The sequence below is a fragment of the Amycolatopsis sp. NPDC104775 genome, assembly GCF_055583325.1.
Genome location: NZ_JBVJOE010000005.1, coordinates 693,649 through 716,654 on the forward strand (window position 1 = coordinate 693,649; position 23,006 = coordinate 716,654).

Here is a 23,006-nt window from a genome sequence, read left to right on the forward strand (position 1 = left end):
CATGAGCGACTACACGCTGGGCGAGCCGATCGCCGACACCCGGGCGCCGGACGGCCCGATCGAGGACCGCTGGGACAGCCGCCGGTTCGGCGCGAAACTGGTCAACCCGGCCAACCGGCGGCGGCACCGGATCATCGTGGTCGGCACCGGTCTCGCGGGTGCGTCCGCCGGGGCGACGCTCGCCGAACAGGGCTACCACGTGGTCCAGTTCTGCTTCCAGGACTCGCCGCGGCGCGCGCATTCGGTCGCCGCGCAGGGCGGGATCAACGCGGCGAAGAACTACCGCAACGACGGCGATTCGGTCTACCGGCTCTTCTACGACACGGTGAAGGGCGGCGACTTCCGGTCCCGGGAGTCCAATGTGTACCGGCTGGCTCAGGTGTCCACGCAGATCATCGACCAGGCGGTCGCCCAGGGCGTGCCGTTCGCGCGCGAGTACGGCGGGCTGCTCGACACCCGCTCGTTCGGCGGCGTCCAGGTGCAGCGCACGTTCTACGCGCGCGGCCAGACGGGACAGCAACTGCTGCTCGGCGCGTACCAGGCGCTGGCGCGGCAGATCGACGCCGGCAGCGTGGAGATGCACCCGCGTACGGAGATGCTCGACCTCGTCGTGTCCGGCGGCAAGGCGCGCGGGATCGTCGCGCGCGACCTGGTGACCGGCGAGGTGACCACGCATCTCGCGGACGCCGTCGTGCTCGCGACCGGCGGCTACGGCAACGTCTTCTACCTGTCCACCAACGCGAAAGGCTCCAACGCCACCGCGATCTGGCGGGCGCACAAGCGCGGCGCGTACTTCGCGAACCCCTGCTTCACGCAGATCCATCCGACCTGCATCCCGCGCTCGGGCGAGCACCAGTCGAAGCTGACGCTGATGAGCGAATCGCTGCGCAACGACGGCCGGATCTGGGTCCCGAAGCAGCCGCGCGATCCGCGTCCGCCGCGCGAGATCCCGGAGTCCGAACGGGACTACTACCTGGAGCGGATGTACCCCAGCTTCGGCAACCTGGTCCCGCGCGACATCGCTTCGCGGGCGGCGAAGAACGTCTGCGACGCCGGGTTCGGCGTCGGCCCCGGCGGGCTCGGCGTGTACCTGGACTTCGCGGACGCGATCGAGCGGATGGGCCGTCCGGCGGTGGAAGCCAAGTACGGCAACCTTTTCGACATGTACGAGCGGATCACCGCGGAGAATCCGTACGAGGTCCCGATGCGGATCTACCCGGCGATCCACTACACGATGGGCGGGCTGTGGGTCGACTACGACCTGCAGAGCACGGTGCCCGGCCTGTTCGTGATCGGCGAGGCGAACTTCTCCGACCACGGCGCGAACCGGCTCGGCGCGTCCGCGCTCATGCAGGGTCTCGCCGACGGCTACTTCGTGCTTCCGGCCACGCTCAACGACTACATCGCCCGCGGCGGTTTCCCCGAGCTCGACCCGGCCGATCCGGCGGTCGCCGAGGCGGAAAGCGCGGTGCGCGACCGGCTGGACCGCCTGCTGTCCGTGCGCGGCACCCGCAGCGTCGATTCGTTCCACCGCGAGCTGGGCCATCTGATGTGGGACCACTGCGGGATGTCCCGGTCCGCCGAAGGCCTGCGGAAAGCGCTGGAGCGCATTCCGGAACTGCGGGCCGAATTCTGGCGGGACGTCCGCGTTCCCGGCACCGGCGCGGAACTGAACCAGGAACTCGAAAAGGCCGGTCGCGTCGCCGATTTCCTCGAACTCGCCGAACTGCTGCTGCTCGACGCCCTGGTGCGCGAGGAATCGTGCGGCGGCCATTTCCGCGAGGAACACCAGACCGAGGACGGCGAGGCGCAGCGCGACGACGAACGGTTTTCCCATGTCTCGGCCTGGGAGTACGGCGAAAAGCCGGTGCTGCACCAGGAAATCCTGAACTTCGAGCACGTCCACCCCACCCAGCGGAGCTACACGTGAAACTCACCCTGCGGGTCTGGCGCCAGTCCGGCCCGGACGACGAAGGCGGGCTGGTCGACTACCCGGTCGACGACGCCAGCCCGGACATGTCTTTTCTGGAGCTTCTCGACGTCCTCAACCAGCACCTCATCGAGGACGGAGCCGAGCCGATCGCGTTCGACCACGACTGCCGCGAGGGCATCTGCGGCTCGTGCGGCGTGGTGATCAACGGACGGGCGCACGGCCCCGAACGCACCACGACCTGCCAGCTGCACCTGCGCTCCTTCCGCGACGGCGACGTGCTGGACGTCGAACCGTGGCGCGCCAAGGGTTTCCCGGTGATCAAGGACCTGGTGGTCGACCGCTCGGCGTTCGACCGGATCATCGAAGCGGGCGGCTACGTCACCGCGCCGACCGGCAGCGCTCCCGAAGCGCACGCGACGCCGGTGCCCAAACCGGACGCGGATCTCGCCTTCGACAACGCGACCTGCATCGGCTGCGGCGCGTGCGTGGCGGCCTGCCCGAACGGGTCGGCGATGCTGTTCACCTCGGCGAAGGTCGCACACCTGAACTCCCTGCCGCAGGGGCAGCCGGAGCGCGCCCAGCGGGTGCTGGACATGGTGGACACCATGGACGCGGCGGACTTCGGCGGCTGCACGAACACCGGCGAATGCGTCGCGTCGTGTCCCAAGGGGATTCCGCTCACCAGCATCGCGAACCTCAACCGCGAGTTCCTGAAGGCCAGCCGCTCGCGGCGGTAGCACGCGCGCTGTCTCCCGCCCTTGCACGGCGGGAGACAGCTGCGCGAACGGGGTCAGGACTTCTTGCCCCGCCGGGTGTCGTCGTCGATGTCGATCTGCTCCTTGCGGACCTTGCCCTGGACGGTCTGCTCTTCGGTGACCTGCTCGGTGCCGAGGCGCACCCGCTCCACCGGCACGGTTTCCTTCTGCACCACCGGCTTTTCGGCGTGCAGCACGACGTCCTGCTCCGCCTCGCCGATCTCGCTCCGGCCGACCGCCTTGGCGTCGGTGATCGGCTCCCGCTCGATGCGGACTTCCTCGTGCGTGACCGGCACGGTCACCTGCTGGTCCTCGGTCACCACGTACTTGCGCAGCCGGACATGGCCGGTTTCGACCTGCTCGGTGCCGACCCGCAGGCGTTCCTCCGACCGCACCACGTCGCCCGAGGCGGACGTGTCATGCCGTCCGCCCTTGGCCGCGGCAGCGTCCTGGCCGGTCATCCGGTCCCGGCCCGCGGCGGTGTCCTGGCCGGTCGTGCGGCCCCGGCCCGCGACGCCGCCCGCCGCCGCGTCGCGCCCACGATCCGGCATGTTCTCGCCATGGGCGCGCGGAGTGGGCAGGCCGTAGTACTTGTACAACTCGACGCTTTCCTTTTCGGAAAGGTGGCCGTCGGCGTCGATCCGGGGCGCGTCGGACACCTGGTCCTTCGCGACCTGGACGTGCAGGCCGTCGCTCTCCATGCCCGCACCCGACAGCGGCACGAAGCTTTCCTTCTGGCCGAACAGCCCGGTTTTCACCGTCACCCACTCCGGCCGTCGCGTGTCGTCGGAGAGGTAAACCGTGCCCACCTTGCCGATCTTGCTGCCGGAATTGTCCATCACGGTGCTGTCGACGAGGTCCTGCGGCTGGATTGCGCGTACCATGGATCCACTCCATTTCCCGAATCGGAATTTCTCCTCCGGCTCCCACTCTCCGGCTGGTCACAGCGCCGCGCAAGGCTCGTACCCCTCAGCCGAGCGACCCCGTTTCGTGTCAGTTTGCCGACCGGAAACAGCGGGTATCTCCTGTCCTGAGAGGACCGTTCGCCGGGCCCCGGAAATGGGCGGAAAAAGCGCTCCCACCGGGGCGGGAATGGGTGCGGCCGCATTCTCCGAAGCGCGGGGGAAAGCCCCGTCCCGTCCCGCCGGGAAAACCGGATGCGTCCCGCCGGGACAGTCGGCTACGCTCCCGCCCATGGGTGCCTTTTTCGCCGCGTACGCCTTGACTCGCCTGCGCAACGCCTGAGCGCCGGAAGCACACCGCTCCGCCGCGCTCTCCCGTTGTCCGTCCGGGCTGCCTTTCTGGTGCCCGGGTCGCTTTCTCACGCGCGGAGTACGCACCCCATGTCTGCCCGACCTTTCGGCGGACGGCACGAGCTCGGCCAGAACTTCCTGGCAGACCCTGCCGTCATCGCCGCTGTCTGCACCGCCGCCGCCCGCACGAGCAGTCCCCTCGTGGAACTGGCCGCGGGCGACGGCGCGCTCACCCTCCCGCTCAGCCGCACCGGCCGTCCGCTGACCGCGGTCGAACTCGACCCCCGCCGCGCCCGCCGCCTGGCCCGGCGGACCGGCGGCCACGTGCGGGTCGTCTGCGGCGACCTGCTCCGGCACCGGCTGCCCGACGTTCCGCACACCGTCGTCGGCAACCTTCCCTTCCACCTCACCACCGCGGCCCTGCGCCGGCTGTTCCGGCAGCCGCACTGGGAACTCGCGGTGCTGCTGGTGCAATGGGAGGTCGCCCGCCGCCGCGCCGGGATCGGCGGCGCGTCCCAGATGACCGCCGCCTGGTGGCCGTGGTTCGAGTTCGCCGTCCCGGCCCGGGTCCCGGCGCACGCGTTCCGTCCCCGCCCGGCGGTGGACGGCGGGATCCTCGTCATCACCCGCCGCCCGGAACCGCTCGTCGACGGCCAGGCGGAGTACCAGCAGTTCGTCCGCGAAGTCTTCACCGGACGAGGCCGAGGGCTGGGCGGGATCCTGCCCCGCACCGGCCGCGTCAGCGCTCGCGCCGCTCGCGGCTGGCTGGACCGGAATCGCCTTGCGCCGCAAGCACTTCCCCGCGATCTGACCGCCGGGCAGTGGGCGTCGTTGTGGGAGCTGGCGCGGTGACCCTGCATCGATCCGCCCGATGCAGGGCAGCGAAAAGCTCCGCTTTCCTGTGCTCTCGCGTCTGGCGATAGTGGACGGAAGCGAGGAAAGGCGGTTCCGGGAATGAACCACGGCGACTGGGTGCGCGAGGCCGCGCGACTGCGTCCGCGCACCGCGGCCTTTGTGGACGGCGACTGGCTCGAAGCCAAGTCCGGCAAGACTTTCGCCGACGTCAACCCGGCCACCGGGCACCCAGTCGCGCACGTGGCCGAAGGCGGCCCGGACGAGATCGACGCCGCGGTCGCCGCCGCGCGACGTGCGTTCGAGGACGGCCGCTGGTCCCGGCTCGCCGCCACCGAACGCAAGAAACGCCTGCTCCGGCTGGCCGGGCTCATCAATGCGCACGGACGGGAACTGGCGCTCTGCGACACCCTGGACGTCGGCCGTCCGATCTCGGACACCTTCGGCCAGGACGTGCCCGCGACCGCCGAGTGCTTCGCCTGGTACGCCGAGGCGCTCGACAAGCGCTACGACGAGGTCGCGCCCACCCCGCCGGGCAGCTTCGCCGCGATCCGGCGCGTACCGCTCGGGGTCGTGGGCGCGGTGGTGCCGTGGAATTTCCCGCTCGACATCGCCGGGTGGAAGCTCGCCCCGGCGCTGGCCGCGGGCAACAGCGTGGTCCTCAAGCCCGCCGAACAGTCGCCGCTTTCCGCGCTGCGGCTGGGAGAACTGGCCGCCGAGGCGGGAATCCCGGACGGGGTGCTCAACGTCGTGCCGGGCTTCGGCGAGACCGCGGGCCAGGCGCTCGGCCGCCACCCGGACGTCGACGTCCTCGCCTTCACCGGGTCGACGCCGGTCGGCGGGCTGTTCCTGCGCTTCGCCGGGGAGTCGAACCTCAAGCAGGTCTGGCTGGAATGCGGCGGCAAGAGCCCGGTCGCGGTGTTCGCCGACGCCGACCTCGACGCCGCGGCGGACCTGGTCGCGTTCGGCTTCTGCGCGAACTCCGGCCAGGTCTGCTCGGCCACCACCCGCCTGCTTGTCCAGGCGCCGGTCGCCGACGCGTTCCTCGCGAGGCTGCGGGAAAAGGTCGCCGGGTGGGTGCCCGGGGATCCGCTGGACCCGGCCACGAAACTCGGTCCGATGATCGACGAGAACGCGGCGGCGCGGGTGCTGGCCGCCGTCGAAGCCAGCGCCGGAACCGTCGTCGCCGGCGGCACCCGCCGAGGCGCGTTCCTGGACCCGACCATCGTGACCGGCCTGGCCGCCGACGACCCGCTGGTCACCGACGAACTGTTCGGGCCAGTGCTCGCGGCCCGGACGTTCGAGACCGAAGCCGAAGCGATCCGGCTGGCGAACGACACGCCGTACGGCCTCGCCGCGTCGGTCTGGACCCGCGACCTCGCCCGCGCGCATCGGGTCTCCGACGGCATCCGCGCCGGGACGATCTCGGTGAACACAGTGGACGCGCTCAGCACCGCGACCCCGTTCGGCGGCTTCAAGCAGTCCGGATTCGGCCGCGACCTCTCGCTGCATTCGTTCGACAAGTACACCGGCCTCAAGACGGTCTGGACGGCCTACGCCTGACCGAGGTCCACCCCGGTTTCCGCGGCCAGATATCCCAGGAGCAGCTCCCGCGTCCTGGTCGCGGACAAGCTGGTGTTGCGCCCGGCGAGATGCAGGCCGTAAGCGTCCTCCAGCGCCACCGCGTTCGCCGCGATGTCCGCCGCGGGCGAGCGCAACCGGAACACGCCGAGGTCCCGGCCGTGCGCGAGCGCGGCCGAGTACAGCGACACCTCCCGATCCCACAACGCGGTCATCAGCACCGCATGCGCCGGATTGCGCGCGGCGTGGACGTGCATTTCGTACAGCACCCGGCTCTGCGGGTCTCCCTCCCCGGCGGGGAGCCCCGCGTCGACCAGCCGCACGAGCCGCCGGACCGGATCGTCCTCCGCCTCCGCCGCGCGCGCCCGCGCCCAGTAGAACCGGTCGACCGCGTCGCGGTGCAACTCGAACAGCAGATCGTCGAGGTCCGGGTAGTAATAGCTGACCGAGCCCGCCGACAGCCCGGCTTCCTCGGCGACGTCGCGGACGCGGAGCCCGGCCAGCCCGCGCGTCCGGACCGCGCGCCCGGCCGCCGCCACCAGCTCGTCGCGCCGCTTCGCCTGGTCCTTGGGTCGTGCCACGTCCAGGATTATTGATGACGTGCATCGAAAAACCCAGTACCGGCTCCGGGAAACGCACCCCCTAAGGGCCTTGTTTCCCGGGCTCCCAGGACGCATTCTTTGCGACAGACCGCAAAGAACGAGGAGACGCGCATGGCCCACCCTCTCTCGCGCCTGACCGGAGCCGAGGTCGCCCGCAACCGCGAACTGCTGGCCGAGGCCGGAATCGCGACCGCCACCACCCGGTTCTCGCTCGTCTCCCTGCTCGAACCGGCGAAGGCGGCCGTGCTGGCGTGGCAGCCGGGCGACCCGGTGGACCGCCGCGTCCGCTCGCTGCTGCTGGACCGCCAGAGCGGCGCGGTGCGCGAGGTGGTGGTGTCGCTGACCAGCGGCGAGGTCGTGGCGGACCGGGCGGTGGACGTGGTCGCCGAGGGCCAGCCGCCGATCCTGCACGAGGAGTTCGACCTGGTCGAGGAGATCCTCTGGAAGGACGAGGCGTGGAACGCGGCCATGCGCCGCCGCGGGATCGACGAACCCCGTTCGGTGCGCATCTCCGCGCTCAGCGCCGGATGCTTCGACATCCCCGGCGAAACCGGGCTCCGGCTCGTGCGCTGCCTGGCCTTCCTGCAGCTGAACAAGGACGACCTCTGGGCGCATCCGATCGACGGCGTCGTGGCCTACGTCGACCTCATCGCCGGGCGCGTGCACGACCTCGTCGACGACGGCCCGGCCGACATCCCGCGCACCGCCTGCGACTACCACCTCGACGGCCCGGCCCGGACGACGCAGAAGCCCATCGTGATCACCCAGCCCGAGGGACCGAGCTTCACCGTCGACGGCGACGTCGTCACGTGGGAGAAGTGGCAGTTCCGGATCGGCTTCAACGCGGTGGAAGGCCTTACCCTGCACCAAATCGGCTTCCAGGACGGCGACCGGCCGCGTCCGGTCGTCTACCGCGCTTCGGTCGCCGAGATGGTCGTGCCCTACGGCGATCCGAGCCCGGTCCGGTTCTGGCAGAACTACTTCGACGCCGGCGAGTACTCGCTGGGCAAGGAAGCCAACTCGCTCGCTCTCGGCTGCGACTGCCTCGGCGAGATCCGCTATTTCGACGCTGTCGTACACGATGACGACGGCCAGCCGCACACCATCACGAACGCGATCTGCCTGCACGAGGAAGACGCTGGCGTGCTGTGGAAGCACACCGATCACTACAACGGAAGCGTCTCCACCCGGCGGCAGCGCCGGCTGGTCGTCTCGTTCTTCGTCACGGTCGGCAACTACGACTACGGCTTCTACTGGTATCTCTACCTCGACGGCACGATCGAACTCGAATGCAAGGCCACCGGCGTCGTCTTCGCGTCCGCTTTCCCGGGCGGGGACGAGTATCCGTGGGCCGCTGAAATCGCCCCGGGCGTCGGCGCGCCGTTCCACCAGCATTTGTTCTGCGCGCGGCTGGACATGATGGTCGACGGCCTGTCGAACGCCGTCGACGAGATCGACGCGCAGCGCGTCCCGATCGGCCCGGGCAACCCGTACGGCAACGCCTTCACCCGGAAAATCACCAGGCTGGCCAAGGAATCCGAGGCGGCCCGGCTCGCCGACGGCACCCTCGGCCGCACCTGGCGCATCAGCAATCCCGAATCCCGCAACGCGCTCGGTAAACCGGTCGGCTACACCCTGCACCCCGAAGGCCAGCCGCCGTTGCTGGCCGACGACGCGTCGTCCATCGCCCGCCGCGCCGCCTTCACCCGCAAGCACCTGTGGGTCACCGCGTACTCCGAGGACGAGCGCTTCCCGGCGGGCGAGTACGTCAACCAGAACGACGGCAGAACCGGCATCGACACCTGGATCCAGGCCGACCGCGATCTCGACGGGGCCGACCTCGTCGTCTGGCACACCTTCGGCCTCACGCACTACCCGCGGACCGAGGACTGGCCGGTCATGCCCGTCGACCGCACCGGCTTCACGCTCAAGCCGAGCGGATTCTTCGACGCCAACCCGGCGCTGGACACGCCCGCGCCGAAACCGCAGCATCCCGGCTGCTGCGGCTGAGGCAGGATGTCGGCATGAGCGAGCCTTCCTTCACCCTCGTGCAGCTGCGCTACTTCGAGGCGGCGGCGCGGCACCTGAGCATGACGGCCGCGTCGAGGGAGCTGATGGTGTCGCAGTCGGCCGTTTCGACGGCGATCGCGCAGTTGGAGAAGGAAATGGGCGTGCAATTCCTGCTGCGCCACCACGCCCGGGGGCTCAGCTTGACCACGGCAGGCGAGGAGTTCTACAAGCGGGTGCTGGATTTCCTGGCGCACGGCGCGGAGCTGGTCGAAACCGCGCGGCAATCCGGCACCGACCTGGTCGGCACCCTCACCGTCGGCTGCTTCACCACGCTCGCGCCGTTCCGTTTGCCGAGCTTGCTGGCCGAGTTCGAGAGCAGGCATCCGCGCGTCCACGTGTCCCTGCGCGAGGGCGAGCACAAAGCGCTCAAAGCTGCGCTGCGGGCGGGTGAGACCGAGCTGGCGATGCTGTACGGCTACGACCTGGACGACGACATCGACCGCGAGGTGGTCGGCACCGCCGCTCCCTACGCTCTCGTCGCCGAGGACCACCCGCTCGCCCGGCGGAAGAGCCGAAAGGTGTCGCTGCGGGAGCTCGCCGAGGAACCGATGGTGCTGCTCGACCTGCCGCACAGCCGGGAATACCTGCAGTCGATCCTGAGCGACGCCGGAGTGGCGCCGCGGATCCGGCATCGGACGAGCGGGTACGAGACGGTGCGGGCGCTGGTGGCTTCGGGGCACGGGTTCGCGTTGCTCAACCAGCGCCCGCCCGCCGACACGACTTACGCGGGGGCCAGCGTCGTGCCGCTGACGCTGACCGACGACGTTCCGTCGCTGGAGATCGTCCTCGCCGCGATGCGGGGCGTCCGGCTCACCCGGCGGGCACAGGAGTTCCGGGAGCTGTGCCGCGCGATGTACTCGCGATAGCGGCGCGGGCGAACCCGCGCCGCCCCCACGATCAGTAGCTCTGGTACCCGCGCTGGATCGCGATGTGGTCGGCGACGAACTTCGCGTCGTGCCACACGCCCCAGATGAAACTCGACCCGCGCCGCGCCAGCCACGGCAGGCCGAGGAAGTACACGCCCGGTTCCACCGACACCCCGCGGCGGTGCTTCGGCCGTCCCTTCTCGTCGAAGGCGTCGACCTGGAGCCAGCTGTAGTCGACGGCGAATCCGGTCGCCCAGACGATCGAGGTCACTCCGGCGGCGGCCAAGTCCAGTTCCAGCACCGGGTCGGTGACGCACGCCGGGGCCGGGCCCAGTTCCCGGGCGGACGGTTCCTCGGGCAGGTCGAGGCCGTTGCGTGCCACGTAGGCGTCGGCTTCGTCAAGCAGGGCAAGGTAATTCTCGTCGCCCGCCGCGATGTTCTTCGCCAGGTCCGTCGCGAAGCTGAGATTGCCGTCGGCGTACGCGCCGGTCATGCCGACGAGTGTGATGCCGAGTCCGGCCAGCGCCCGGAAGTCCACGGTGTGCCCGCCGCGCGCGCCGCTGACCGCGATGGTCACGTGTTCCGCGCCGGCGGGCGGCGTCTCGGCGTCCCACTTGCCCAGAACGCCGAGCCACCAGCAGAAGTCGCGGTCGCGGTAGCTGCGCGGCGGACGGTCGTGCGGCCCGACCGACAGGTACACCTCGCGCCCGGCGCGACGCAGTTCCTCGGCGATCTGCACGCCCGACGAACCCGCGCCGACCACCAGCACCGCGCCTTCGGGAAGCTGGCCCGGGTTCCGGTAGCCGCTGGAGTGCAGCTGCACCGGCCCCGCGTCGGCGGGCACGATCGGCGGGATCACCGGGCGCTGGAACGGGCCGGTCGCCGCGACGACGAACCGGGCGTCGATGGTTCCTTCCGAGGTTTCGGCGCGGAATCCGGGTTTGCCCTCGTGCCGCCGCACCGAGGTCACCTCGACTCCGGTGCGGATCGGCGCGGCGATTTTCTCCGCGTAGGCCTCGAAATAATCCGCGACCTGGTCCTTCGACGCGAATTCGCCCGGCGCCACATCGGGGAATTCCAGGCCCGGGAACCGGTCGTGCCACGCGGGACCGTTCGCCACCAGCGAGTCCCACCGCTGCGTTCGCCAGCGTTCGGCGATCCGGTCCCGTTCCAGGACGACGTGCGGCACGCCGCATTCGCTCAGGTGCTCGCTCATCGCCAGGCCGGCCTGACCCCCGCCCACGACGAGGGCCTCCACCTGTTCGCTCGACATCCAGACCTCCGCTCCGGCTCCAGCGCGGTTCAGCGCCGTCTCCCCCGGATCCTCACGGCCCCGCACTGCCCGTGTCCAACAGATGTTTCCGGCACTCAAGATCTGTTTCGCCGATGCAGAGTGCATCAAGGGAACCGATGCATTGGTCCAGAAACATCTACTGGACAGAACCTCGGCGGCGCGGTCAGGCTGAGGCGTCCGACGACCGCCGCAGGGAAGGCCACGCAGTGACTGTCCACCGTCGCATCCGCCCGTTCAACACGCGGGACACCTACCCGGAGCAGAACCTCGACAACGACCTCTGCCAGGCCGTCGTCGCCAACGGCACGGTCTACGTCCGCGGCCAGATCGGGCAGGACCTCGACACGAGCGAATCGGTGGGGATCGGCGACGTCGCCGCGCAGGCCGAACAGGCGATGGCGAACATCAAGATGCTGCTCGAAGAAGCGGGCAGCCGGATGGAGCACCTGGTCAAGCTCACGATCTACCTGGTCGACCCGCGTTACCGCGAGGCCGTCTACCGCACCGTCGGACGCTGGACCAAAGGCGTGCACCCGATCTCGACCGGCGTGGTCGTGTCCGCGCTCGCCCGGCCGGAATGGCTGTGCGAGATCGACGCCATCGCGGTGATCCCGGAGGAGGAGAAGTGACCTTTTCGATCGTCGCCCGCGACACTTCCGGCGGGACCGTCCGGTTCGGCATCGCGGCCAGCTCGTCCAGCCCAGCGGTCGTCGCCCGCGTCGCGCATCTGCGCCCAAACCTCGGTGCGGCTTCCTCGCAGAACATCACCGACCCGCGCCTCGGCGGACGCTTACTGGACCGCCTTGCCGAGCACGGCGATCCGGAGAAAGCGCTCGCCGAGGTCACGTCGGCGGCGGAGCACATCGAGTACCGGCAGCTGACCGTGCTCGGCCGCTCGGGACCCGGTTTCGCCTACAGCGGCTCGAAAACCCTCGGCACCCACGCGTCGGCGACGGCGGACGGCGTGGTCGCGGCGGGCAACATGCTGGCCGGCGACCACATTCCGCAGTCCATGGTGGACGCTTTCGCCGAGGCGACCGGCGAGCTGGAACAGCGCCTCGTCGCGGCGATGCGAGCCGGGCTCGCGGCGGGCGGCGAGAAAGGCCCGGTTCGGTCCGCCGGCCTGGTCGTGGTGTCCGGCGCAGAGTGGCCGGTCACGGATCTGCGCGTGGACTGGGCGGACGAGCCGATCGAGCACCTCGCCGAACTCCTCGACGTCTGGCTCCCCCAGCGCGACGACTACGTCACCCGCGGCCTCAACCCGGCAGCGGCGCCGTCCTACGGCGTGCCGGGAGACGAATGATGGCAGCGAGCAAAGCGGCCGCCCGCGCCGCGGTCGAAAAGCACGCCGACGAGCTGATCCGGCTGTCCGAGCGGCTGCACGCCGACCCGGAAACCGCGTGGGAGGAGCATCGCGCGGCTGCCGCGGTGCCCGAGCTGCTCGATCGGGCCGGGTTCGCGGTCACGGCCCAGTACCTCGGGCTCGCCACCGCGTTCCACGCCAGTTTCGGCTCCGGGCCGACGCGGATCGCGCTGTGCGCCGAGTACGACGCGCTTCCCGGCCTCGGCCACGCCTGCGGGCACAACCTCATCGCGGCCAGCTCCGTCGGCGCGGCGCTGGGGCTCGCCGCGGTCGCCGACGACCTCGGGATCACCGTCGAGGTCTACGGCACCCCGGCGGAAGAGGGCGGCGGCGGCAAGATCGAACTGCTGGAACGCGGCGCGTTCGCTGGCGTGGACCTCGCGATGATGGCGCATCCGGCACCGGTGGACGTCGCCGAAGCGCGGCCGTTCGCCGTCAGCCACTCGAAGATCTCCTACACCGGCAAGTCCGCGCATGCCGCGGCTTATCCAGAGGCCGGGGTCAACGCGGCCGACGCGTTCACCGTCGCCCAAGTCGCGATCGGCCTTCTGCGACAGCAACTTCCAGCGTCAGCCCGAGTACACGGCATCGTCACGCACGCCGGGGACGCGCCCAACGCGATTCCCGAACACGCGTCCGGCCGGTGGTACGTACGAGCCGAGACGCTGGCGGAACTGTCCGAAGTGGAACCGCGCGTCATGCGGGCCTTCGAGGCCGGTGCGCTGGCCACTGGCTGCGAGCTGAGCGTCGAACCGGAAAGCAAACCGTACGCCGAATTCCGGGCCGACGAAACGGCTTTGGCCACCTACCGCGCCAACGCGCTCGAACTCGGCCGCGAGTTCGCCCCGGACGGCACCGCGTCCCGGATGAACCGCGCGTCCACCGACATGGGCAACGTCTCGCAGGTCGTTCCCGCGATTCACCCCTATATCGGGATCGGGTCGCTGCCCGCGATCAACCACCAGCGCGAGTTCGCCGCGCACTGCGTCGGCGGCACGGCGGAACGGGCCCTGCTGGACGGCGCGATCGCGCTGGCGTGGACCGGCGTCGACCGCACCTCCTGAACCCACTCCTTCCGGGAAGGACACCGATGTCCAGCACCCGTTCCGAGCACGACATGCTCGGCGAGATCAGCGTGCCCGGCCACGTCTACTACGGCGCGCACACCGCCCGTGCGCTGGTCAATTTCCCGATCACGCGGGAAACCCTCGCCGACCGGCCGCATCTCGTCGCCGCGCTCGTCACCGTCAAGGAGGCCGCCGCGCGCGCCAACGCGGAAGTCGGCGCCCTCTCGCCGGACCGGGCCGAGGCGATCGGGCAGGCGTGCGCGGAGATCAGGGACGGGCGCCTGCACGACCAGTTCGTCGTCGACCTCATCCAAGGCGGAGCCGGGACCTCGACGAACATGAACGCCAACGAGGTCGTCGCCAACCGCGCCCTGGAGCTGCTCGGCCACGCCCGCGGCGAGTACTCGCACCTGCATCCGCTCGACCACGTCAATCTCGGCCAGAGCACCAACGACGTCTACCCCACCGCGGTCAAGCTCGCCCTCGACCGGCATCTCGCCGAACTGCTCGCCGCGCTCGCCGGGCTGCGGGAAGCGTTCGCGGACAAGGCGGCCGAGTTCGCCGACGTCCTCAAAATGGGCCGCACGCAGCTGCAGGACGCCGTTCCGATGACGCTCGGCCAAGAGTTCGGCGCGTTCGCCGCCACGCTCGGCGAGGACGAGCAACGGCTCGCCGAGGCCCGGCTGCTGCTGCACGAGCTGAACCTCGGCGGCACGGCGATCGGCACCGGCCTCAACGCCCGTCCCGGCTACCGGGAGAGAGCCGTCGAGCACCTGCGCGAGCTGACCGGCATCGCGACGCTCGTGTCCGCGCCCGACCTGATCGAGGCGACCCAGGATGTCGGCGTGTTCGTGCAGCTCTCTGGGGTGCTGAAACGCGTGGCGGTCAAAGTGTCCAAGATCTGCAACGATCTCCGGCTGCTCTCGTCCGGGCCGCAGGCCGGGTTCGGCGAGATCGCCCTGCCCGCGCGCCAAGCCGGGTCGTCGATCATGCCGGGCAAGGTCAACCCGGTGATCCCGGAGGCGGTCAACCAGATCGCCTTCGAAATCATCGGCCACGATGTCACGATCACGCTCGCCGCTGAGGGCGGGCAGTTGCAGCTCAACGCCTTCGAGCCGATCATCGCGCGGGCGCTGACCGCCGGGCTCGACCATCTCACCGCCGGTGTCCGGGTGCTCGCCGACCAGTGCGTCCGCGGCATCACCGCGCGCCGGGAACACCTCGCCGACCTCGTCGCCACCTCGACCGGTGTGGTCACCGCGTTGAGCCCCGCGCTCGGTTACGAAACTGCGTGCACACTCGCCCTGGAAGCACACCGCACCGGCCGTCCCGCGCTGGAACTCGTGCGGGAACGAAGGCTGCTGCCCGACGAACACCTCCGAGCGCTGATCACTCCGCAGGCCCTCACCGGCGGCCCGTCCCGCTCGTGAACGCTGTGTTTCGCCGCCGTCAGGCCCTCGTGTCGGCACAGCTCAGCGCTTCTGCATAAACCGAACAGATGCATTGCTTTGCTTATTACTTCTTGTTAGATGCCGTGGGCCGCTCTTAGCGTCCTCCCGGAGAACCGGTCCAAGGAGGCCACCCATGACCGCACCCGACGCCTCTCCGGCGCCAGACCTCGCCGACCAGAGCGCCGATCCCGCCACCCTGCGCCGCAGCGTCGCCGCCGGCGCCGTCGGCGTCTTCGTGCACTGGTTCGACTGGGCCGCCTACGCCTACCTCGCCAGCACCATCGCGTCGGTGTTCTTCCCGGCGGGCGACTCGACCGCGGGACTGCTCGCGGTGTTCGGCGTCTTCGCGGTGTCGTTCGGCATCCGGCCGATCGGCGCGCTGATCTTCGGCCCGCTGGGCGACAAGATCGGCCGCAAGCGCACGCTCTCGGTGGTCATTTTCGTGATGTCCGGGGCCACGCTCGTGATCGGCCTGCTGCCGGGCTACTCCACGATCGGCATCGCGGCCCCGGTCCTGCTGGTGCTGCTGCGCCTGCTGCAGGGCCTCGCCGCGGGCGGCGAATTCGGCAGCGCGGCGAGCTTCCTCGCCGAGTACGCGCCGCGCCGGCGCCGCGGTTTCGGCGTCAGCTGGCTGGAAGTCGGCTCGCTGCTGGGATTCCTCGCCGGCTCGTTCGTCTTCCTGCTGCTGTCGATCGGCCTGACGGACGCGCAGCTCGCGTCGTGGGGCTGGCGCGTCCCGTTCCTGATCGCCGCGCCGCTGGGCGTCGTAGGGTTCGTCATCCGCAGCAAGATCGAGGACACCCCCGAGTACCGCGCCCTCGAAGCGACCGACAACGTGCCGCGCAGCCCGGTCCGGGAACTGTTCCGCCACAACAAGAAACAGCTGCTGCAGGCGGCCGGGCTGATGACCATGATGCACGTGCCGTTCTACGCCGTGCTCACCTACCTGGTCACGTACGAGACCGACTACCTCGGCCACTCGTCCGGCAGCGCCGCCGCACTGTCCACAGTGATCTCGCTCGTCGGGCTGGTCCTGGTGCCCTTCTTCGGCCGGCTTTCCGACCGGGTCGGCCGCCGTCCGGTCCTGATCGGCGCGGGCGTCGCGCTTTTCGTCCTCGCCACTCCTGCCTACCTGCTGATGCGCACCGGCCTCGTCGGCACCTGGATCGGCGGGCTCGTCCTCGGCGCGATCCTGGCGGCGATTCTCGGCACCTACGCGGTGTGGTCCGCGGAGATCTTCCCGACCCGCACCCGGCAAAGCGGACTTTCGATCGCGTACAACATCACCGCCGCGCTGTTCGCCGGCACCGTGCCGTACCTGATGACTGTCCTGATTTCCGCCACCGGCAGCACGCTCGTGCCCGGGCCGTACCTGATGGCCGCGGCCGCCGTCGGCCTCATCGCCGCTTTCTCGATGCGCGAGACGGCCGGAACCCCGTTGCTGCACAAGGAAGACCTGGAGAACACCGAAGCCTGACTCCCCCCCTCGATTCACCAAAGGCGGTGAAGCGTGTCCGAGCCCCAGTTCGTCAACAGCGAATCCGGAAACCTGCGGCGGAATCTGCGCCGGATCGACTCGATCTTCCTCGCGATCGCGGCCATCATCTCGGTGGACACCATCGGCCAGATCGCGACTTCCGGGGCGGAGGCGGTCACCTGGACCGCCGTGCTCCTGGTGCTGTTCCTGTTCCCGTACGGACTGGTCATGGCCGAACTGGGCAGCGCGTTCCCGGCGGAGGGCGGCCCGTTCGTGTGGCTGCGGCTCGCGTTCGGGAAGCTGCCCGCGGCGCTCGGCACACTGCTGTACTGGATCACCAACCCGGTGTGGCTGGGCGGATCGATCACCTTCCTCGCCGCCGCGACCTGGCAGCAATACCTGGTCCCGGCTTCGCCGGGCGGGTTCGCGGACTACGTGTTCAAGCTGGTCTTCATCTGGCTGGCGATCCTCGGCGCGGTGGTGAGCCTGCGGTACGGCAAGTGGTTCATCGCCGCCGGAGCTTTGCTGAAAGTCGGGCTCGTGGTGCTTTTCGCCGTCACCGCGGCGATCTACGCGGCCCGCAACGGCGTGCACGGCTCGCTCGCGTTTTCCCCGACGATCGGCGGCTTCCTCGCCGTGGTCCCGGTTCTGATGTTCGCCCTGGTCGGGTTCGAGGCCCCCAACGGCGCCGCCGAGGAAATGCACAACCCGCGGCGCGACGTCCCGGTCACCGTGGGCGTTTCCGGCCTGGTGTCGGCGTTGTGCTATCTGGTGCCGGTTTTCGGCATCGTGCTGGTGATGCCGCCGGACAAGATCAACGGGCTCGGCGGTTTCCTCGACGCGGTGCGCCAGGTGTTCTCCGTCTACGGCGGCGCTTCGGACACCATGCTGACGCTCGCCGCCGTCGTGTTCGTTTTCGTCCTGCTGAACCAGGGCTGCTCGTGGATGATCGCTTCGGACCGCATCCAGGCGATGGCCGCCGTCGACGGAGCCTTCCCGCGCTGGTTCGGCGCGTTCCATCCGAAGCTGAACACGCCGCTGCGGGTCAACCTGCTCTCGGGCGTGGTCGCGACCGCGTTCACCGTGGTCGCCACGATCGTGCAGAGCAGTTCGGCCTCGGCGGTGTTCGCGGTGGTGCTCAACATCGCGGTGAGCACGCTGCTGCTGTCGTACCTGCTGATCTTCCCGACAATTCTGGTGCTGCGGCGGAAATATCCCGCGGCGGACCGTCCGTTCCGGGTGCCCGGCGGACGGGCCGGGCTCTGGGTCAGCTCGGTGCTGATCTACGCGTGGATTCTGCTCGGCGCGTGGCAGACGGTGGTGCCCGGGGTGCTCGACCAAGCGCTCGGCGTGCCGTACGACTTCGAGGCGACCTGGGGCGTGTCGCGGCTGACCTTCGAGCTGTTCACCGCCGGGACGCTGGCCGTGCTGATCGGGTTCGGGTTCGTCGGCTACCTCGTCGCGCGCAGGCGACCCGCGCCGGTCGCGGAAGTCCCGCGACCGGCGTAGCGATCAGGGCTTCCGCCCCACCACACCCGCGACACACCGGGCCGCGTCGCTGAGCGGCTTGAGCCTCGGCCCGTCCTGCCACCACTCGTCGGCGACCGACAACCCGGGACCGTCCGTGCTGCTCGGCGGGAGCAGCTCCAGGCCGGGCAGCATCGCTTCGATCTCCGCGCGGGTGCGGAACCGGCCGGCGCCCAGCGGTCCGGACACGAGGATTTCCTCGATCCGCTTCGCGACCGCGGTCAGCTCCGGCACTTCGGGGTCGTAGAAATGCGCGAGGGCGACGTACGAACCGGGCGCGAGGGCGTCGATGTACTCGCGCATCACCTCGACCGCGCCGTCGCCCTCGTAGTGGTGCATCGTGCCGATGTGCAGCAGCGCCACCGGCTCCGAGAAGTCGATGTACTCGCGCACGGTTTCGTTCCCCAGCACAGCCTGCGGCTGGAAGATGTCGGCCTCGACCATGTGCGTGAACTCGTTGTCCTCCAGCAGCGCGCGGCCGTGCGCGAGCACCACCGGGTCGTTGTCGACGTACACCACCGTCGCGTCGCGGTGGTAGCGCTGCACGATCTGGTGGGTGTTCTCCGCCGTGGGCAGCCCGGAACCGCAGTCGAGGAACTGCCGGATGTCGGTCTGGCTCGCCAGCATCCGCAGCACGCGGTTGTGGAAACCGCGGTTGCCGCGGGCGATGTGCACCGCCTCCGGGACCGCCGCGCTGATCTTCTCCATCACCGCGCGGTCCACCTCGTAGTGGTGGTTCCCGCCGAGGAACCCGTCGTAGATCCGCGCGATGCTCGGGCGGTTCGGGTCCACCCCCACCGGCACCTGGCTGGGCGACAACGGGGACGACGAGCCGGTCATGGACACCTCGCGGAGCGGTCGGTCGGCAGTGGCCTACTCAGAGTAGTACTGCCGCCGCTCAGCCGTGCCAGCGGCGCGGCCGGTCGCCCTCGTCGCCGCCCCATTGCTCCATGTACGAGCTGACCGCCGAGCGGAACGCGTCTTCGAGCGAGTCGTGCGAGCCGGTGCCGCTGTCCTGCCGCGGGGTCGGCGTCTGCTCGACGCGCGGCGGCGGCGCGGTCGTCGCGGGACGGCTGCTGGCCCGGACGACCGTGTCGCGGACCTGGCCGCTGGCCGGGGCCGGGGACGCGCTGAGCGTGCTCACCGCGGGCGGCGCCGACGACGAGGTGAGAGCCGGAGCGGGCGGCGGCTGCACCGGCTGCGGGTCCGTCCCGCCGGAAGCCGACGGCCACAACGCCCACGAGCCCAGCCCCGCGCACACCACCACCGCAGCACCGGCGAAGAGGCCGTAGCGCCTCGGACGCCGCTGGACCGGCGGCGCGGTCTGGGCTGGAGGCGCGGGCGGGTCGGCGACGGGCACCGGACCGCGTTTGGCGAGCTGTTCGGCCGCTGAGCCGCTCGAGACGTCGAGGACCCCGCCGAACGCCGACGCAGCGTCTTCGGCGCTGTCGGCCCGGGGACGCACCAGCGGCGGGGGTTCGCTGCCGTCGATCCGGGGCATCGGCGCCGTCTCGGACAGCCGCACGAGCTTCGCGACCGATTCGAGGTCGCTGCCGGATTCCGGGTTCCCCATCCAGACCTCCACCCCGCCGGGGCCGCGCGTCCGCGGCGCTTCCGGCGCGCCAGATCCTAGGGACCCCCGGTCCGCGCTGTAAACCCGCCTCGAGCGTGATCCAGTACGCTCGACGGGTTTCCGCACGGGGAGGAGGCCCGCGATGCGGCCGTTTTCGGTCGAACCCGACGCCGCCGGCATGCTCGACGCCGGCGACGGACAGCAGATCTACTGGGACGCCAGCGGCACCGGCAAACCGGTGCTGTGCGTGCACGGCGGGCCCGGCGGAGGCGGCAGCGGCTTCGGCCGCACCGGATTCGACCCGGCGAAATTCCGCGTCGTGACGTTCGACCAGCGCGGCTGCGGACGGAGCACGCCGAACGTCGCGGACCCGGCGGTCAGCCTGGAGCACCAGACCACCGAGCACCTGATCGCCGACATGGAGAAACTGCGCGTCCATCTCGGTGTCGAACAATGGCTGCTCTACGGCGGTTCCTGGGGCGCGACGCTCGCACTGGCCTACGCGCAGCGGCATCCGGAACGGGTCAGCGCCATCGTGCTGGTCGCCGCCTTCACCTCGTCGCCGGACGAGATCGACTGGCTCTACCGCGGCGTCCGGCGGCTGCTGCCCGCGCAATGGGAAGCGTTCCGCGCGGGCGCCCCCGACCCGGACGGCGACCTCCTCGCCGGGTACTCGCGGCTGCTCGCGAGTACCGACCGCGCGGTGCAGCTCCAGGCCGCGCGGGACTGGTGCGCGTGGGAGGACGCGGTGATCTCGCACGAATGGGTCGGCGGCCGGACCGGCCAGTTCAGCGCGGGCACCGACGAGGAGCTGATCACGCTCGCCCGCCTCTGCGCGCACTACTACAGCCACCACGCCTGGCTCGAAGACGACCAGCTGCTCCGCGACATCGACCGGCTGCACGGCATCCCGGCGGTGCTGATCCACGGCCGCGCCGACCTGAGCGCGCCGCTGCGGAAGGCCTGGCAGCTCGCCCAGGCCTGGCCGGACGCCGAACTGGTCGTGATCGACGACGCGGGGCACACCGGCAGCCCGTCGATGAGGACGGCGGTGCTGGAGGCGATCGCACGGTTCGAGGACCGCTGACTCCCTCAGCGCGACGCGGAAAGTCCGGCAGCGCAAGCCATTCCGCCCGACGACCGCTGCCCCCTCAACGCAGCACGCGGTACCGAAGGCTCGTCCCCCGCTGCGCCGCCAACTCCAGCCGCACCGGCGGACCCGGCCGCTCGAACAGCCGGACCCCGCCGCCGAGCAGCACCGGCTCCACCACGACCGCCACCTCGTCCAGCAGACCGGCCTCCAGGCAAGCCCGCCCGACCGAAGCCCCCAGCACGTTCACCGTCTTCTCCCCCGCCGCCGCCCGGGCCGCCGCGACGCCTTCCTCCAGCGAGGAGCAAAACGTCACCCCGGGCACCGCCGGAGCGTCCTGGCGGGTCAGCACCACCTGCGGTCCTTCCCAGCCGCCGCCGAAAGGCTTGCCCTCGCCCTCCGTGCCGCGATACGGGTCGTCGCCGCGGAAAGTCCGGCGGCCGACGAGCAGCGCCCCGACCTCCGCGGCCAGACCGTCGGCGGCGCCGCCGGTGTACGGCGCGAGCCACCCCATGTCGCCGCCAGGCCTGGCGATGAACCCGTCCAGCGACATCGCAGCGGAGTACAGCAGTGTTCCCATGGCGATCCCCTTCCGTTTTCCGTACCGACTCCCGGAAGGGAGGAAACTCATCGGTCAGCCGGACAGCGCGCGCCAAGCCTCCCGGCGTTCCCGCTGCAGGTCCGGATCGGCCACCGGCGCCGCGGCGACCAGCCGCCGCGTGTAGTCCTCGCGCGGCGAGCCGAGCACCGACGCCACCGGGCCCTCCTCGACGACCTTCCCGCGGTGCAGCACGACCACCCGGTCCGCGACCCGCTCCACCACCGCCAGGTCGTGGCTGATGAACAGGCACGCGAACGCCAGTTCCCGCTGCAGGTCCGCCAGCAGGTCCAGCACCGACGCCTGCACCGAGACGTCCAGCGCGCTCGTCGGCTCGTCCGCGATCAGCAGCCGCGGGCGCAGCGCCAGCGCCCGCGCGATCCCGACCCGCTGCCGCTGCCCGCCGGACAGTTCGTGCGGGTACCGGCCGCTCCAGCCGGGATCGAGCCGCACGGCGCTGAGCAGTTCCGCGACCCGCTCCCGGTGCTCGCCGCGTTCGCCGTGCACCACCAGCGGTTCGGCGATGCTCGCGCCGATCGTCGCGCGCGGGTTCAGCGCGGACGCCGGGTTCTGGAACACGATCCCGATCTGCCGCCGGATCTCCCGCCGCTGCCGGGCCGACGCGCGCACGACGTCCGCTCCGCCGATCCGCACGGAACCCGCCGAGGGCGCGACCAATCCGGTCAGCACGGACGAGATCGTGCTTTTGCCGGAACCGGATTCGCCGACGAGGCCGAGCACTTCGTCGGTCCCGATCGTCAGCGACACTCCGTCGACCGCGCGCACCGGCGGGGCGCCGCCGCCGGCCCGGTAGGTCACCGCCAGATCCGTCACCGAAACCAGCGGAGCCGACGTCGGCCGCACCGCCCCGCCCGGCTCGGAACCCAGCGACAGCACCGAATACAGCAGTTCCCGCGTGTAGTCCGCTCGCGGCGCGGCGAACAACCCGGCCGCGGTGTTCTGCTCGACCACCTCGCCGTCGCGCAGCACCACGACGCGGTCCGCGACGTCCGCGACCACGCCCATGTCGTGGGTCACCAGCAGGATCGCCGTGCCCAGCCGGTCCCGCAGCGACCGCAGCAGCTGCAGGATCCCGGCTTGCACGGTGACGTCCAGCGCGGTCGTCGGCTCGTCCGCGATCAGCAGCTTCGGGTCGTGCAGCAGCGCGATCGCGATGACCACCCGCTGCAGCTGGCCGCCGGACAGCTCATGCGGGTACGCGCGCAGCACCCGCCGCGCGTCCAGCTCCACGAGTTCCAGCAGTTCCCTCGCCCGGTCCCGAGCGACCGCCCGCGAAACCTTCCGGTGCGCCCGCACCGCGTCCACGAGCTGCGTGCCGATCCGGAACACCGGGTTCAGCGCGCTCATCGGCTCCTGGAACACCATGCCGATCTCGCCGCCGCGCACCGCGCGCAGCGCCGGACCGTCCACTGTGTACAGATCGCGGCCGTCGAGGATCGCGGAGCCGGTCACCGTGGCGGTGTCCGGCAGCAGGCCGAGCAGCGACAGCGCGGTGACCGACTTGCCGGAACCGGATTCCCCGACGAGGGCGACGACCTCGCCGGGGTTCACCTCGAAGCTCACCTCTCGAACCGCGGCGGCGCCGCCGAACCGGATCGAGACGTCGCGCAGGGAAAGCAGCTGCTCGGACACG

The 23,006-nt window shown here is 70.6% G+C and carries 20 protein-coding genes; 13 read left to right on the top strand and 7 right to left on the bottom strand.

Going from position 1 to position 23,006, the window contains the following annotated elements:
• Position 1 precedes the first annotated feature (1 nt).
• Both ACZ63D_RS25920 and ACZ63D_RS25925 read left to right on the top strand, forming a co-directional pair.
• Positions 2-1,930, top strand: a complete 1,929-nt coding sequence (locus tag ACZ63D_RS25920) for a fumarate reductase/succinate dehydrogenase flavoprotein subunit (RefSeq protein WP_465356932.1) — start codon at positions 2-4, stop codon at positions 1,928-1,930.
• On the top strand, positions 1,927-2,670 hold the full coding sequence (locus ACZ63D_RS25925) for a succinate dehydrogenase/fumarate reductase iron-sulfur subunit (protein ID WP_465356933.1): 744 nt from the start codon (positions 1,927-1,929) through the stop codon (positions 2,668-2,670). Before ACZ63D_RS25920 ends, ACZ63D_RS25925 begins: the two co-directional genes overlap by 4 nt.
• A 53-nt stretch (positions 2,671-2,723) precedes the next feature.
• On the opposite strand, the gene ACZ63D_RS25930 is transcribed toward ACZ63D_RS25925, so the two are convergent.
• Positions 2,724-3,572 (bottom strand): DUF2382 domain-containing protein, encoded by an 849-nt coding sequence (locus ACZ63D_RS25930; protein ID WP_465356934.1) that lies wholly within the window; start codon positions 3,570-3,572, stop codon positions 2,724-2,726.
• A 459-nt stretch (positions 3,573-4,031) separates the two neighbouring features.
• Between ACZ63D_RS25930 and erm the strand changes: the two genes are divergently transcribed.
• Both erm and ACZ63D_RS25940 read left to right on the top strand, forming a co-directional pair.
• Positions 4,032-4,793: a 23S ribosomal RNA methyltransferase Erm gene (gene erm, locus ACZ63D_RS25935; RefSeq protein WP_465356935.1), complete on the top strand. Its 762-nt coding sequence runs from the start codon at positions 4,032-4,034 to the stop codon at positions 4,791-4,793.
• A 102-nt stretch (positions 4,794-4,895) separates the two neighbouring features.
• Positions 4,896-6,356, top strand: coding sequence for an aldehyde dehydrogenase family protein (locus tag ACZ63D_RS25940; protein WP_465356936.1), 1,461 nt, complete (start codon positions 4,896-4,898; stop codon positions 6,354-6,356).
• Here ACZ63D_RS25940 and ACZ63D_RS25945 read toward each other — a convergent pair.
• A complete protein-coding gene (locus ACZ63D_RS25945; RefSeq protein ID WP_465356937.1) occupies positions 6,347-6,955 on the bottom strand; it encodes a TetR/AcrR family transcriptional regulator in 609 nt (202 codons plus the stop codon). The two genes, ACZ63D_RS25940 and ACZ63D_RS25945, sit on opposite strands and share 10 nt — an antisense overlap.
• A gap of 99 nt (positions 6,956-7,054) precedes the next feature.
• Between ACZ63D_RS25945 and ACZ63D_RS25950 the strand changes: the two genes are divergently transcribed.
• Together ACZ63D_RS25950 and ACZ63D_RS25955 are read left to right on the top strand one after the other, a co-directional pair.
• Positions 7,055-8,986 carry a primary-amine oxidase gene (locus ACZ63D_RS25950; RefSeq protein WP_465356938.1) on the top strand — a complete coding sequence of 644 codons (1,932 nt, stop codon included), beginning with the start codon at positions 7,055-7,057 and terminating at the stop codon, positions 8,984-8,986.
• Positions 8,987-9,000: 14 nt separating this feature from the next.
• A complete protein-coding gene (locus ACZ63D_RS25955; protein ID WP_465356939.1) occupies positions 9,001-9,912 on the top strand; it encodes a LysR substrate-binding domain-containing protein in 912 nt (303 codons plus the stop codon).
• Positions 9,913-9,943: 31 nt separating this feature from the next.
• Here the strand turns inward: ACZ63D_RS25955 and ACZ63D_RS25960 are convergent, their stop codons facing one another.
• A complete protein-coding gene (locus tag ACZ63D_RS25960) occupies positions 9,944-11,185 on the bottom strand; it encodes a flavin-containing monooxygenase (protein WP_465356940.1) in 1,242 nt (413 codons plus the stop codon).
• A gap of 227 nt (positions 11,186-11,412) precedes the next feature.
• Between ACZ63D_RS25960 and ACZ63D_RS25965 the strand changes: the two genes are divergently transcribed.
• The 6 genes from ACZ63D_RS25965 to ACZ63D_RS25990 all read left to right on the top strand — a co-directional run bounded on the left by ACZ63D_RS25965 (position 11,413) and on the right by ACZ63D_RS25990 (position 18,073).
• Positions 11,413-11,835 carry a RidA family protein gene (locus tag ACZ63D_RS25965; protein WP_037805786.1) on the top strand — a complete coding sequence of 141 codons (423 nt, stop codon included), beginning with the start codon at positions 11,413-11,415 and terminating at the stop codon, positions 11,833-11,835.
• Positions 11,832-12,509: a DUF1028 domain-containing protein gene (locus ACZ63D_RS25970; RefSeq protein ID WP_465356941.1), complete on the top strand. Its 678-nt coding sequence runs from the start codon at positions 11,832-11,834 to the stop codon at positions 12,507-12,509. Before ACZ63D_RS25965 ends, ACZ63D_RS25970 begins: the two co-directional genes overlap by 4 nt.
• On the top strand, positions 12,509-13,633 hold the full coding sequence (locus tag ACZ63D_RS25975; RefSeq protein ID WP_465356942.1) for a M20 family metallopeptidase: 1,125 nt from the start codon (positions 12,509-12,511) through the stop codon (positions 13,631-13,633). The genes ACZ63D_RS25970 and ACZ63D_RS25975 overlap by 1 nt, the downstream gene beginning before the upstream one ends.
• 26 nt (positions 13,634-13,659) lie before the next feature.
• Positions 13,660-15,066, top strand: coding sequence for an aspartate ammonia-lyase (locus ACZ63D_RS25980; RefSeq protein WP_465356943.1), 1,407 nt, complete (start codon positions 13,660-13,662; stop codon positions 15,064-15,066).
• Positions 15,067-15,220: 154 nt separating this feature from the next.
• A complete protein-coding gene (locus tag ACZ63D_RS25985; RefSeq protein ID WP_465356944.1) occupies positions 15,221-16,564 on the top strand; it encodes an MFS transporter in 1,344 nt (447 codons plus the stop codon).
• A gap of 33 nt (positions 16,565-16,597) precedes the next feature.
• Positions 16,598-18,073: an APC family permease gene (locus ACZ63D_RS25990; protein WP_465356945.1), complete on the top strand. Its 1,476-nt coding sequence runs from the start codon at positions 16,598-16,600 to the stop codon at positions 18,071-18,073.
• A 3-nt stretch (positions 18,074-18,076) separates the two neighbouring features.
• Here the strand turns inward: ACZ63D_RS25990 and ACZ63D_RS25995 are convergent, their stop codons facing one another.
• Positions 18,077-18,931 (bottom strand): SAM-dependent methyltransferase, encoded by an 855-nt coding sequence (locus tag ACZ63D_RS25995; protein ID WP_465356946.1) that lies wholly within the window; start codon positions 18,929-18,931, stop codon positions 18,077-18,079.
• A gap of 58 nt (positions 18,932-18,989) precedes the next feature.
• Positions 18,990-19,664, bottom strand: coding sequence for a hypothetical protein (locus tag ACZ63D_RS26000; protein ID WP_465356947.1), 675 nt, complete (start codon positions 19,662-19,664; stop codon positions 18,990-18,992).
• Between the two features lie 142 nt (positions 19,665-19,806).
• Here ACZ63D_RS26000 and pip point away from each other — a divergent pair, with 142 nt between their 5' ends.
• A complete protein-coding gene (gene pip, locus ACZ63D_RS26005) occupies positions 19,807-20,751 on the top strand; it encodes a prolyl aminopeptidase (protein WP_465356948.1) in 945 nt (314 codons plus the stop codon).
• Positions 20,752-20,815: 64 nt separating this feature from the next.
• Here pip and ACZ63D_RS26010 read toward each other — a convergent pair whose 3' ends face one another.
• Together ACZ63D_RS26010 and ACZ63D_RS26015 are read right to left on the bottom strand one after the other, a co-directional pair.
• Positions 20,816-21,334 carry a dihydrofolate reductase family protein gene (locus ACZ63D_RS26010; RefSeq protein WP_465356949.1) on the bottom strand — a complete coding sequence of 173 codons (519 nt, stop codon included), beginning with the start codon at positions 21,332-21,334 and terminating at the stop codon, positions 20,816-20,818.
• 54 nt (positions 21,335-21,388) lie between these two features.
• Positions 21,389-23,005 (bottom strand): dipeptide ABC transporter ATP-binding protein, encoded by a 1,617-nt coding sequence (locus ACZ63D_RS26015; RefSeq protein WP_465356950.1) that lies wholly within the window; start codon positions 23,003-23,005, stop codon positions 21,389-21,391.
• Position 23,006 lies beyond the last annotated feature (1 nt).

What these genes read in the sequence shown, in the direction of transcription:
- ACZ63D_RS25920 (WP_465356932.1), top strand. Translation starts at nt 2, where the DNA reads ATGAGCGACTACACGCTGGGCGAGCCGATCGCCGACACCCGGGCGCCG.
- ACZ63D_RS25930 (WP_465356934.1), bottom strand. Translation starts at nt 3,572, where the DNA reads ATGGTACGCGCAATCCAGCCGCAGGACCTCGTCGACAGCACCGTGATG.
- erm (WP_465356935.1), top strand. Translation starts at nt 4,032, where the DNA reads ATGTCTGCCCGACCTTTCGGCGGACGGCACGAGCTCGGCCAGAACTTC.
- ACZ63D_RS25940 (WP_465356936.1), top strand. Translation starts at nt 4,896, where the DNA reads ATGAACCACGGCGACTGGGTGCGCGAGGCCGCGCGACTGCGTCCGCGC.
- ACZ63D_RS25955 (WP_465356939.1), top strand. Translation starts at nt 9,001, where the DNA reads ATGAGCGAGCCTTCCTTCACCCTCGTGCAGCTGCGCTACTTCGAGGCG.
- ACZ63D_RS25960 (WP_465356940.1), bottom strand. Translation starts at nt 11,185, where the DNA reads ATGTCGAGCGAACAGGTGGAGGCCCTCGTCGTGGGCGGGGGTCAGGCC.
- ACZ63D_RS25975 (WP_465356942.1), top strand. Translation starts at nt 12,509, where the DNA reads ATGGCAGCGAGCAAAGCGGCCGCCCGCGCCGCGGTCGAAAAGCACGCC.
- ACZ63D_RS25980 (WP_465356943.1), top strand. Translation starts at nt 13,660, where the DNA reads ATGTCCAGCACCCGTTCCGAGCACGACATGCTCGGCGAGATCAGCGTG.
- ACZ63D_RS25985 (WP_465356944.1), top strand. Translation starts at nt 15,221, where the DNA reads ATGACCGCACCCGACGCCTCTCCGGCGCCAGACCTCGCCGACCAGAGC.
- ACZ63D_RS25995 (WP_465356946.1), bottom strand. Translation starts at nt 18,931, where the DNA reads ATGACCGGCTCGTCGTCCCCGTTGTCGCCCAGCCAGGTGCCGGTGGGG.
- ACZ63D_RS26000 (WP_465356947.1), bottom strand. Translation starts at nt 19,664, where the DNA reads ATGGGGAACCCGGAATCCGGCAGCGACCTCGAATCGGTCGCGAAGCTC.
- pip (WP_465356948.1), top strand. Translation starts at nt 19,807, where the DNA reads ATGCGGCCGTTTTCGGTCGAACCCGACGCCGCCGGCATGCTCGACGCC.
- ACZ63D_RS26010 (WP_465356949.1), bottom strand. Translation starts at nt 21,334, where the DNA reads ATGGGAACACTGCTGTACTCCGCTGCGATGTCGCTGGACGGGTTCATC.